The following is a 10,966-nucleotide window of genomic DNA, read 5'->3' as shown; positions in this document are numbered from 1 at the left end:
TAGGAACTGATAATGTCATACCGTCCGGCGTGCCCTCTCCCGGCGTTAAACGTGGTAATGCGCGAAATGTCGCACCGTCAAAGCCGTCGAACAATACGCCGAATGGTGCCGATGGGTTCCCCGGTCACGGAGGACTTGCACCAAGTTACTTGCCAAATCCCGAACATCAACCATCGAACCTTGGCGGAATGCTGCCACAAATGCAGCCATTACCTCAGCGGCAATCACTACCGTTTGCCGAACCGGAGGATATCCCAGTACCAAGACTTGCACCAAAAACAAGTCCGGCTAGCCCAGAAAGTTCTTTTGGTAACGGCATAACATACGGAACCGTGACACCTGCTATAGACACTGACTCCACACCCGGTGGTGGCTTTGCTAGGTATCTTGGTTTTGGTGAGGGCATTTCATCCAAAGATAAAATTTAGGTTCCTGGCACGACACCAAGCTCAACACCATCGACATCTCAACCCGTGCCGATAAGCGATGCATTGTCACCCGTACCGAAATCTTCCACCTATTCGGCAGTCAAAACGCCTACTGAATTATCAAACGATTCAACAAAAACGGCGCTAGAGCAACAAAAGAAAGATTTTGATGAACAAGTAAAGAAACTGACGGAGATCGCTGGAATTATCGCTGGACTAACCCCAGCCATCCAAGGGATACCGGATGCGATCGCCAAATCCCCGACTGTGCAAGCTGCAAATAAAGAAACTACCCAAGGCGCGGTATGCGAAATTGCTCAACCTGGGGGATGTTTGGGGAACGCCCTAGATGATTCTGCCAATAAAGTTAATCAAAATAATAATCAAAATACAGCTAATCTTCTAGACAAAATTAATGCTGGGGCAAATGCTGCACAATTAGCACTTTTGGAATTGATGAATACAAAGCTTGGTGATTTAATTCCAGGCGGGATATCAGGAAAATTACAAAGACTCAGTTCATGGATGCATCTCGATAGAGTACTAAATATTTTGATTTGGTGGCAGACTCTCCACAATGCCTACATGCTCTCTGCCAACTTAGGGCAAACATTAACTAGCGCTATATCAAATGTTTTAGCAGCAATAGGAATTAAAGATGCTGAAGGTAGTCCATTAGAGATTGGCGAAGTCTTAGGAAGTCAGTTTGATTCTTTAGCTAAAACTGTAATCGGCGAAAGTGAGTGGGGAGGAATCAAAGCTGAATACAAAAAATGGAATCGAATTTATCAAGCAGCAGCTAACTTAATGAATTCAATTCAATCTATTGGTTATTCGATTTTGAGCGCCTTGGAAGTCGTTGGCTCATGGGTTGCTGTAATTGGTAATGCCCTGCGTCAATGGGGCGAGGTCAGTGAAAAAGCGTATCGGTGGATGAACCCGACTCCTAACTTTCAGAATAAATTCTTTACTGCTTTAGAAAAAACTGAAGATGTGGTGAGTCAAATTGACAGCGTTGCTTCCGAAGTCTTAAGCGTTCAAGAAACAGTTACCCAGATTGGAACTCAGAAAACGGAGTTTCTCAAAGCATTAGGAGAAGAACCAAATAGCAAACAAGGTACTACACCACCAGAAGCAGCAAAAATTAAAGCTGCCTCTGATGCTTCCAAGTTAGTTAGCGCAACAGGAATAGCAATATCCGATTCAGATAAGGAAGCTGACGAATAATGACATTACCGAAGGTTTTAGCGAGTGGGAGAATCTCCAAGATATCGTTAGGCTTGAACACAATAAAGCAGTTAAAACTTACTTTAAAAATCAACCAGATAATGATGTCAGCGAAGGCAAACCAAGATTAAAACATTCTTGTTTGATGAAAGATGATGACACATCAACTATGACTATCATGAGGATGTGGTTATTTGAAATAACTTGTGGACACGCTCAAGCGTTGCAACGGCCTGTTTACGGTATCCCTTGGTATGAGATTCAATCAGAACGCACCTTCAAACCACAAGTTAAGCTGTACTTCTTAGAACCTTACAACTTTACTATTCACGGTGATGGAAAAACACCCCAGGCTGAAGGTGAAATCACCTTTAGATTAATGGATGAATCTAGTGAAACTATTAGTCGTAGCAATGCAGAAACTTTAGCTAGACAAATTAAAAGTATATTTGCGACACCTCCTTTTACTTGGAATAAAGGACACTTCAAATGTACTTATTCTGATAAAGAGCATGGCTACGAATTGAAATTACTAGTAACAAGTAAAGCGGAAGGGGAACGGATGATCCGTGCGGTTCTAGATATTCGCAACCACTCTTTTGACCGCGATTACCTCCAATTTATCGACAATGACCGGAGCTATCCAACAAACCCAGGAACGCACCGAGTCTATGGACGTACAACTCAAAAATTCACTCGACGGCGGACAGCAGATGTAAAGTTTAGATTTGCACAGTTACTTATTTGGGGCAAGCAAAATCCAATCAATTTGGTAGCTACGAGCGGCAGTCGCTTGAGAAGCGTAATTGAGCGAGTTTAAGTCCAATCATGCCAAAAATTTACCGGACTACATTATGCTATCCGCTTGGAAAAAATGACTTTAATCATTGCTATGACTGAATAACAGCAATTAATGAACTAATATGTCCAGACGCAAGAGCGCACGAGAATTAGAGAACCAACTTAAATACGCTAAAGCTAGAGAAGCCTATACAGCACCACTAAGAGAAGACGGAGCCGCAACACAGCGCCGTCCAAAAACTCCTGTAAAATATGCGGTGCTTTCTCCTTTGGCAGAAACAGATTCAGCCTTTACCATCCAAGTATCTGCTGCGGGATTACAGTTTTTTGGGGGAATTGCGGGGTTAGGATTAGCAGAAGCGGCGACAGACCCTAGTGCACCTCGTGGTTTTCGTCCGGCTGAAATGAAGGCAACCGTTGCTGATGGCTCTCCTAGTGTGGTTCGAGCTAAAGGTTCAAATCGGCCTTACGTTCGCTACGGCAAAGGCATACGCGGGAGCAACACTCAATACAATTATTCGGCTGCAATCACTGCTGCAACTCCCTCAGCGCTTGATACCAAGGTGAAAGGAATTTTTACATCTGTGAAAAGTTCTCTTGGCGGCAGTTACGGGCGTGTTTGGTTTGAATCCGAGCGTTACCCTGCACACGCTAGCGGTTGATGATCGATGATCAACATTTCTACACCTGCCATCTGGTATCCAGGTCAATCAGATGTTGAATTTTCTGAGGAATTGAACCTAATGATGGAGCGGGCCGCAATAACCCGCGATTTTCTTAACGGTGACATTCCTCCAGATCATCTTTTAGATTTCATCAATGACCAAGGCTTTGATGTTTTTGAAGTATCTGAAGATTGGGATTTAGGCGATGGCATTATTAGCTGATGTCACAGCGGTTGGAGCTTGGGAGCTTTTTTATTATCAAAAGCTCTTAGGCAATCTCCAAAATCGCAAAATCAAAGCCCCAATCATCGATCCGGTTGAACTGCCATTCATTACGGATAAACACATCTTGCTAGTTGGAGCATCCTCAAGCAAAGCAAAGCCAACTTGGTTGCGTGCTGGGTATCTTTATCAGCAAATAGGTGGAATTCATATTGATGACACCATAATTTCCGAGGGATTGGGAACAGTTCCCAGCACTGAAACAGACTTTAATCGCTCTCTTGTTAAGCTCAACAGCATTGAATTAATTCGGTTTACCCAAATTACTAATGATTATCGCTTGCGATTTGAGGCAATGCCTTGGATAGAGGAAGTAACTTTAGGGGTTTGGGTTTACACGGGAACCGTAAGCGATTCAACCGAAGAAACATTAGGGGCAATTAGAGCAAAACTAGAAACTCTTGAATTCAAAATCGACAATTTATGACTACATTAAGTTACACCGCATTAGCTGAAAAATTACCCGCTGGTTCAATTGAATTTGTTGGGAATAATCAAGTCAAGCTTAATTTGAGTTTGGCGACAGATTCAGGTGCAGCGCTGACTTTAGGGACTTCTTGCGTTAAAGGTATTGTGAAGTTAATGCAAGCATTGTCTGCGCTGACCGAGCAAGTAAATGAAGCGAGGATTATTGCTAATCTTCCGCCAATTGAATTTGCATCGCAGCAAGTAACAGGTACACCAGAAGCACCAGAATTTGAATTTACAGTGCGCGTCAAAGTGGATACTGCTTTGTTTGTTGACAACCTCGACGACCCCACTGATTAATTATGATTAACAATTCTTCCAACACGATTGAAGTTGCTAAGTATAGCAACTGCACTCATGGGGACAAAAACCTGACCGCTACTGTTGGCGATACAGTTTTAAATGCCAGCAGTATCAGGCAGTATGCAGCTTTTATAAACAATTCTTCTTCTGATATCACCTTGATTTTGGGTGATAAATCTAAAGGTGCTATTGGCCGAGGAATTGTTTTAAAGCCAAGAGGCAGTTACGAAATTAATCAATCGAATCTTTATATCGGCAAGGTATCAGCTATCTCTGCCAATAATTGCAAATTAAGTTTCACAGAGTGTATTGAATAATGGCACTTTTTAATCCTGCATCAGTAACAGTAGCCGAATCAACTAGCGATACTTCAATCCCAACCACTGTTCCTGCTAACATAGCCAGCGGGACAATCTGGGCTGCCAATTCTAATAGAAAAGGCGGGACAATTTGGAATGAAAGTACTGCTACTCTATATCTAGAATTTGGTGCTACAGCGACAACTAGCGCCTTTACTGCCAAATTATATGCAGGCGGATATTATGAAATTCCATTCCATTACACTGGTGTAATCAGTGGTATTTGGTCTGCTGCAAATGGGAATGCTTTGGTTCGGGAGCTAACTTAAAATGCCTTTGTCTAATCCAGTATTTTCAGAATTATTGCTTCCCACTAGTTTTACTCACTGGCATGATGAAAGTTTCGTGGAGTCCGGCGGACAGATAAAAACTGACACAAACGCTGGTCTTGCTTTTGGAGCCGAAATTTACCAAAATCCCGCTGCACTTAATGATAGTTTCAGTTTTCGGAAATTACTAGCAGCAGGAGCTTACAATCTTTCTGTGCTAACTGTTCTCACATCTAGTGTCGGAAAATTAAAGCTAGAGATTGATGGTAATTTGGCTTTTGATGACATGGATGTTTATAGTTCATCTGTTGTTGTTAACGGAATACTTCAAAGAACTATTACCATACCTGCTGACGGCTTGCATGACTTTAAATTTACTGTATTTGCCAAAAACGCAGCATCCAGTAATTATTATTTTTCTGGTCGAAAAATTTCGGCTAGAAAAATATAATTTCAAACTAAACAAATGACTACTACTTCTTCAACAATAGGTGTTACTTCTTCTTCTAGCACTACGCCAGGATTTACACTTCAAGATACACAAATATCGATAGGGATTATTGCTAGCCTTGTGGTGCTTTCTGGTGTAGCAGTTAGCATTGTTAGCAAAATAAATAAAATCTCCTTCACCGTTGATGGAATTCAGGAAACTCTTAAACTACACGCTAGTAATGCTGAAAAAATCAAGGATCTTGAGAAACACCTCGCTATTCACCAACAGGATTACGTGAATTACAAAGAAGCTAATTTAGTAAGCCACAGTAGCTTGAGTGACTTAATCGACCATAATTGGCAGCGATCTGAGAGCGAATCCAACGCAATCAAGGGAAGCAGAAAAGAGCTTCAGGGCTTTCTCCACAGAACGAACGACTTTAAGGTTCGAGAATAGCTTGTTCGTGGGAATTGCGAGAAATAAAAGCTTATGTAATCCCCAAAACAGTTGATAAAAAACTAACGCTCAACAGGAGTAATCAAAATGTCTAAATCCACTCTAAATACCCTTTCTACTATTCTTGGTTTAATCGCTGGTGGTTCATCATTACTGGGCAGTACTGGAGTTATCAATCGCTCTACGGCTGGCACTATTGGGGGCATTGCTACGGCTATGCTCGGTTATTTGGTGCAGCAGCCGGCATCTGGTAAGTAACTGGGGATTCAATCGCCTCGCCAACTGGATAACTCAAATAGCAGGATTTCTTCACAGAAAAACTGGGTTTCAAATCCGCGATGACAAATTTTAATTATCAAGAGTTTGCACTGTAGATATCTAACCATTCGCTTAGTTCAACGAACACTTCACATTTTTGCTTTTCATCCCACATCCACCAGCCACTAGCTAACCCACTGTAGAAGTTAAAATCAGCAATTTCTCTCAAGGTCAGGTCATCCGAGCATTCCCTGACCTTTTTCCATAAGATAAATTCTAGTCCCGAAAACCAACGCGCTGACCACATTTTTTCAGAGAAAGTGATCATCATCTGCCAAAGAATTTGTTTTGAATACTCTGCAACCATTGAGTGAGTTTATATTTATTTAGAGTACTTGAGAATAAGTTTAGCCCTGTGGGGATTCGTCGTAGTCAATTTTCATGCTGGGGCGGTAAGGTGTCATTTTGACAGTATAATCGAGCATTGTTTGAATGAAGCGATCGCTGATAATTCGCCCATAGCTTTTCGCCCCCACCGCTACTTCATACATCAACTGTTCGACTAACTTGCTAGTGTACTCATGCGCCATTAATTCATCTGTTCTGGCGTTGAGAATCACAGAAAGCCCATTGTATGGGGTATTCCACACCAGCTTTTTCCAACGTGCTAGTAGTAAATCTTCAGCTAATTCAATTGAGATAGCAGCGCTTTCAAAGTCATCAGCAATTTGCTGCATTCTCTCAGTTATCCCACTAGGCTCATAATCAGGGGTATATTCACTGAAGACAATTTGCCCATAGTCTAAGTGGTGTATGTGCCCTGGCCCCACTTTGTTAGAACATAAAAAGCACAATCCGCCGATAACAGTTACATTACGAACAATTTCAGCGACTTCCTCTTCTACACCAAGTCCATTCTGTAATACCAACACAAACCCATTCTCTTTAAATACAGGTGGCAACATCTTTGGTAGTAAATGGTTTTGCGTTGTCTTCAGTGCTACCACCACCACATCGCATTGTGGCATCTTTTCTACGTCGTTGTAGGCGTGGACTTCAGGAAGGGTAAAGTCACCGTCTTTGGACTTTACCACTAAACCATATTTCTTTACCTGTTCGTAATCACTCTTAAGCAAAAAGTGGACATCCAACCCAGCTTTTTGCAGTCTAGCGCCATAGAACCCACCTAATGCTCCAGTTCCCAGAATGGCATACGTGCGATCGGACATTTCTTTTATAACGGAATTTTCCTAGAAACATCATAAGGTGATGTCTCACAGGAGTACGCGTCTAGGTGTAGTTTATTCAACGCCTGATTTTAAATTTATTTTGTTTAATAAAACTTAAAATAGGTTTATTATCCTTTAAAATCTTTTGCAGAGATTTAGGTAAGATATATGGCTGATATTGTTGATATTGCAGTTACGGCTGAGTCGTTTAAAACACTAGTGGCGGCTGTAGAAGCTGCTGGTTTAGTAGAAACATTAAAAAGTCCTGGCCCGTTCACTGTCTTTGCACCAAATGACGATGCTTTTGCTAAGTTACCAGCGGGAACTATCCAAACTCTGTTACAGAATATTCCCCAGCTAACGCGGATTCTAAAGTATCATGTCGTTCCCGGAAAGCTGCTACAGGCTGATTTAGCAGAACTCGGTACGGTTAATTCTGTGGAAGGTTCACCCATTAAAATTCATTCTTCGGATGGTTTTGAAGTTAAAAATGCCACAGTTTTAGCAGCAGATATAGAAGCTGATAATGGTGTAGTACACGTTATCGATACGGTAATTTTACCGGGTTAATTCGGCTAGGGTGGGTGTTTTCCACCCTAGTTATCCAAAATCTTTATAATTAACTAACTATTGGTAGTATCAAAACGCAACTTAATATTTTAACTTATGTTATATTTGCAATGTGATTACTCACTCATCTGTTAATCTATATTTCGTTATTTTAAAATCAAGTAAATTAAATTCTTAAAAAGCTAACATCTATCCCAACAAATTAATGCTCGATTTTAACACCCTAGCTGAGTTCTCTCGTGGCAACTGCATAAGTATTTGTGCATTTCTCGTACCAGCGAACTTACTTGTCACAATTTCAACAATGATTTTAGTAGCGTTGCGTCGCCCATCATATCAAGTGTGGCAATCTGCTGGAATTGCTAGCTTTTTCGCTTCTGTAATGATATTGCACGTATATACTTGGTTCATGATTGGCGTGGTGATGGCTCCTACTTATATCTTGCTGTGCCTAGCAATTACCTGTTTAGTGACTAATTTGGCAGCAATTCTTTTTCAAAGACACTACAGCAACAGTCCTAGTCTTTTCAATTGAAGTCTATAAGTGATTCACACCTCTCCATTCATGCTCAAGGATGCCATATAGCCAAGAGTCTCGCCATTCTCCCTTAATCCAATGGTGTTCTCGCAAATACCCTTCCTGCTGCATTCCGATTTTGTGCATAACTCTTGCTGAGGCAATGTTTTCTGGGTGACAAGTGGCAAAAATGCGATGTAAGCCTAACTCCTGAAAACCAAATGATACAACTGCTTTTACAGCTTCAGTTGCATATCCTTTTCCCCAAAATTCCTTAGTAAAAGAGTATCCAATAGAGCCTATTTTGTTGTCAGCATCCTGAACAGATATGCGACAGATACCAATTAATTGGTTTCGGGGTTTTAAAGTTACTGCCAAGGCAAAATGCTGACGGGGTTCTTCCCCTTGTAATGAAATCTCTCTTTGCAAAAAGTTTTTGGTATCTTCTTCGGTATTAGGGCCAAAAGTCAAGTAACGCACAACTTCAGCATCAGCAGCGTATTTATGAACCTCTTGCCAATCTGATTCTACAAAGTCTCGCAGTATAAGACGTTGGGTTTCTAGTGGTATCATTTGGGAAATTCTGCACGTAACTGATTGACTACCCGATCTAGTCCTACAGAATGGGCAGCTTTGAATAATAAACGATCGCCTGTTTGCATGAATGTTTTCAACCTAGCCACCAACTCGGCATGAGTTGCAAAGCACTCCGATGGGATACCTTCGGCACTTTGAGCGATCGCTTCCGCATCTTCTCCATCTACCAAAACCAATAAACCGTCTAAATTCAACTTACGTACTGTTTCTCCCACTCGCTGGTGCAACAGCTGTGATCGCTCTCCCAATTCTTTCATTGCACCCAATACGGCAATTTTCCGCTTTCCGGGTGTGTCTGCCAATAATTGCAACGCTGCAATCATAGCTTCTGGTGCAGCATTATAAGTTTCATCTAAGATTACCACATCGTTGGGTAAGGTAAATCGCTGCGATCGCCCTGTGGGCATATCCACGATCACACCTGTTTTTAAGGATGCCCAATCGATCCCCAACACCTTTGCCACTGCTAAAGCTGCCAAGAAATTAGTCGCATTATGACGACCAGGTAAAGGTAGAGGTAGTTGGATTCCTGCGACTTCCACAGTCTCGTTATCAATTAACTGCCCTTGAATATCTCCACCAGAAAAGCCGTAAGTCAAAACTTCTCCGTGCCAAACTTTTGCTGCTGTGGCCATTAATAGGGGATTGTCATGGTTGAGAATTGCCACACTATCAGCAGGCATTTCGGCTAACAACTCACATTTTGCCTCAGCGATCGCTTCTTCGGAACCTAGTAACTCAATATGCGCCGTTCCCACATTGGTAATTACTCCAATTGTTGGACGCGCTATTTGTGTGAGTTCGGCAATTTGTCCTCTACCCCGCATCGCCATTTCAATCACGGCGTAGTCATGTTCTGCACCAAGTTCTAGGAGAGTTTTTGGGACACCAATTTCATTGTTGTAATTTCCATAAGTTTTGTGAACTCGTCCCTTTGTTCCTAAAACTGCGGCAATTAATTCTTTGGTTGTAGTTTTACCCACGGAACCGGTTACGCCAATTACAGGAATATTAAAGTGATCGCGCCACCATCGGCCGATTTGTTGATATGCCTTGAGGGTGTCTTTTACCTGCAATACCGGAAATCCCGGATTTTCGTATTCAAAATCTACAATTGCAGCTATTGCACCCTTTGCGATCGCAGTTGGCACAAATTCATGTCCATCAAACTTATCGCCTCGGAAAGCGACAAATACTTCACCCGGCTTCAAGTTACGGCTATCTGTTTGGATACCGCTAGTGACTTGTGTTAAAGCAGTTTCAGATAAGTTTACAGAATGGGCCAAAATAACTCCAAGCAGTTGGTTTAGGGTGGCAGAACAACGCATAAGCAATTTACAATTTAAAGTTCAAAATCATAAAATTGAATTATGACATAATATTGTTTAAATCAGATAATTTATACTATCAATGTAGAGACGTTGTAATGCAATATCTCTAAACGATATTGAATTATCGCCAATAAATAATCAAAGAACAGCAAAAATAGTGGCAAAGAAGCTCAACTTCCTTGCCAGACTTTGTTTATAAGCTATTTATACAGTTTAATCAGGTAAACATAATGGGCATAACAAGTTATGTTTGATCGCCCTATGCGCGATTTTTAATCAAGATTACTTCCACAATTTGTATTGCTATCTCACTAGAAACCCCTAAAGCTTGATATAAATCATTTAAGAAGTTTTTTTCTTCTTCAGGTATAATACCTTCAGCTAAGACTAAATCGGTGGCTACTGCAAAGGCTGCTTCCCGCAAGTCTTGAGATAGAGAATCTTTTGCTGCATTAAACAAAGCATTAAAGTCATCACCCTGGAGAATGCCCAAGATTTTGTCAAACAGCCTGTTCATCATTTCATTGGGATAACTTTTAAAAAGTTTCAGCCGAGACAGCACAGAAATGATAGAATTTGCTTGCTCAACAGAAAGATAACCGTCTGAAGCAGTTGCCGTCAATATAATGACAGCAAAAGCTTCCGCTGGATTGAGTGCTGCTTGGGTTTGGCTTTCTGTACCCAACACAGCGTCGAATAGACCCATTGTAGTAGCTCCTTGGTTAGAGTCCCAATAGCGTTACTTTTACCTGTATGTTTGGTAGATTTCCAGG

General features: G+C 41.5%; 19 protein-coding genes. 14 read left to right on the top strand and 5 right to left on the bottom strand.

What is annotated here, in order from left to right:
• The 12 genes from HWQ43_RS12460 to HWQ43_RS12405 all read left to right on the top strand — a co-directional run.
• Positions 1-428, top strand: a 428-nt coding sequence (locus tag HWQ43_RS12460) for a hypothetical protein (RefSeq protein WP_292733618.1), incomplete at its 5' end; no start/stop codon positions are given.
• A 45-nt stretch (positions 429-473) separates the two neighbouring features.
• Positions 474-1,655 carry a hypothetical protein gene (locus HWQ43_RS12455; protein WP_292733615.1) on the top strand — a complete coding sequence of 394 codons (1,182 nt, stop codon included), beginning with the start codon at positions 474-476 and terminating at the stop codon, positions 1,653-1,655.
• A gap of 145 nt (positions 1,656-1,800) precedes the next feature.
• The gene (locus HWQ43_RS12450) at positions 1,801-2,475 is read left to right on the top strand and encodes a hypothetical protein (protein ID WP_292733612.1); all 675 of its coding nucleotides are present in this window, start codon (positions 1,801-1,803) and stop codon (positions 2,473-2,475) included.
• Positions 2,476-2,578: 103 nt separating this feature from the next.
• The gene (locus HWQ43_RS12445) at positions 2,579-3,118 is read left to right on the top strand and encodes a hypothetical protein (RefSeq protein ID WP_292733609.1); all 540 of its coding nucleotides are present in this window, start codon (positions 2,579-2,581) and stop codon (positions 3,116-3,118) included.
• Positions 3,119-3,124: 6 nt separating this feature from the next.
• A complete protein-coding gene (locus HWQ43_RS12440; RefSeq protein WP_292733607.1) occupies positions 3,125-3,343 on the top strand; it encodes a hypothetical protein in 219 nt (72 codons plus the stop codon).
• Complete coding sequence (locus tag HWQ43_RS12435; RefSeq protein WP_292733604.1) at positions 3,327-3,830, top strand: hypothetical protein; 504 nt, start codon at positions 3,327-3,329, stop codon at positions 3,828-3,830. Before HWQ43_RS12440 ends, HWQ43_RS12435 begins: the two co-directional genes overlap by 17 nt.
• Entirely contained in the window at positions 3,827-4,171 is a 345-nt protein-coding gene (locus HWQ43_RS12430) for a hypothetical protein (protein WP_292733602.1), read from the top strand. The genes HWQ43_RS12435 and HWQ43_RS12430 overlap by 4 nt, the downstream gene beginning before the upstream one ends.
• Before the next feature lie 2 nt (positions 4,172-4,173).
• On the top strand, positions 4,174-4,491 hold the full coding sequence (locus HWQ43_RS12425) for a hypothetical protein (protein ID WP_292733599.1): 318 nt from the start codon (positions 4,174-4,176) through the stop codon (positions 4,489-4,491).
• Positions 4,491-4,802, top strand: a complete 312-nt coding sequence (locus HWQ43_RS12420) for a hypothetical protein (RefSeq protein WP_292733597.1) — start codon at positions 4,491-4,493, stop codon at positions 4,800-4,802. Before HWQ43_RS12425 ends, HWQ43_RS12420 begins: the two co-directional genes overlap by 1 nt.
• A 1-nt stretch (position 4,803) precedes the next feature.
• On the top strand, positions 4,804-5,253 hold the full coding sequence (locus HWQ43_RS12415) for a hypothetical protein (protein WP_292733594.1): 450 nt from the start codon (positions 4,804-4,806) through the stop codon (positions 5,251-5,253).
• Positions 5,254-5,268: 15 nt separating this feature from the next.
• Positions 5,269-5,691, top strand: coding sequence for a hypothetical protein (locus HWQ43_RS12410; RefSeq protein WP_292733591.1), 423 nt, complete (start codon positions 5,269-5,271; stop codon positions 5,689-5,691).
• 87 nt (positions 5,692-5,778) lie between these two features.
• Positions 5,779-5,949 carry a hypothetical protein gene (locus tag HWQ43_RS12405; RefSeq protein WP_292733588.1) on the top strand — a complete coding sequence of 57 codons (171 nt, stop codon included), beginning with the start codon at positions 5,779-5,781 and terminating at the stop codon, positions 5,947-5,949.
• Positions 5,950-6,046: 97 nt separating this feature from the next.
• Here HWQ43_RS12405 and HWQ43_RS12400 read toward each other — a convergent pair whose 3' ends face one another.
• Together HWQ43_RS12400 and HWQ43_RS12395 are read right to left on the bottom strand one after the other, a co-directional pair.
• Complete coding sequence (locus HWQ43_RS12400; RefSeq protein ID WP_292733586.1) at positions 6,047-6,316, bottom strand: hypothetical protein; 270 nt, start codon at positions 6,314-6,316, stop codon at positions 6,047-6,049.
• A gap of 40 nt (positions 6,317-6,356) precedes the next feature.
• A complete protein-coding gene (locus HWQ43_RS12395) occupies positions 6,357-7,178 on the bottom strand; it encodes a putative 2-dehydropantoate 2-reductase (RefSeq protein WP_292733583.1) in 822 nt (273 codons plus the stop codon).
• 168 nt (positions 7,179-7,346) lie between these two features.
• On the opposite strand from HWQ43_RS12395, the gene HWQ43_RS12390 reads away from it, so the two are divergent.
• On the top strand, positions 7,347-7,748 hold the full coding sequence (locus HWQ43_RS12390) for a fasciclin domain-containing protein (protein WP_292733580.1): 402 nt from the start codon (positions 7,347-7,349) through the stop codon (positions 7,746-7,748).
• A gap of 205 nt (positions 7,749-7,953) precedes the next feature.
• Entirely contained in the window at positions 7,954-8,283 is a 330-nt protein-coding gene (locus tag HWQ43_RS12385) for a hypothetical protein (protein ID WP_292733577.1), read from the top strand.
• A 3-nt stretch (positions 8,284-8,286) separates the two neighbouring features.
• Here HWQ43_RS12385 and HWQ43_RS12380 read toward each other — a convergent pair whose 3' ends face one another.
• From HWQ43_RS12380 to HWQ43_RS12370, 3 genes are all read right to left on the bottom strand, one after another.
• Positions 8,287-8,838, bottom strand: coding sequence for a GNAT family protein (locus HWQ43_RS12380; RefSeq protein ID WP_292733575.1), 552 nt, complete (start codon positions 8,836-8,838; stop codon positions 8,287-8,289).
• Entirely contained in the window at positions 8,835-10,190 is a 1,356-nt protein-coding gene (murF, locus tag HWQ43_RS12375) for a UDP-N-acetylmuramoyl-tripeptide--D-alanyl-D-alanine ligase (protein WP_292733572.1), read from the bottom strand. Before murF ends, HWQ43_RS12380 begins: the two co-directional genes overlap by 4 nt.
• Positions 10,191-10,452: 262 nt before the next feature.
• Complete coding sequence (locus HWQ43_RS12370) at positions 10,453-10,899, bottom strand: tellurite resistance TerB family protein (RefSeq protein WP_292733569.1); 447 nt, start codon at positions 10,897-10,899, stop codon at positions 10,453-10,455.
• Positions 10,900-10,966 lie beyond the last annotated feature (67 nt).

The organism is Nostoc sp. JL31 (assembly GCF_017114965.1).
In the GTDB taxonomy this organism is placed as follows: domain Bacteria; phylum Cyanobacteriota; class Cyanobacteriia; order Cyanobacteriales; family Nostocaceae; genus Nostoc; species Nostoc punctiforme_A.
Note: the sequence above shows the minus strand (reverse complement) of the source record. Positions and strands in the feature narration are given on the sequence as shown.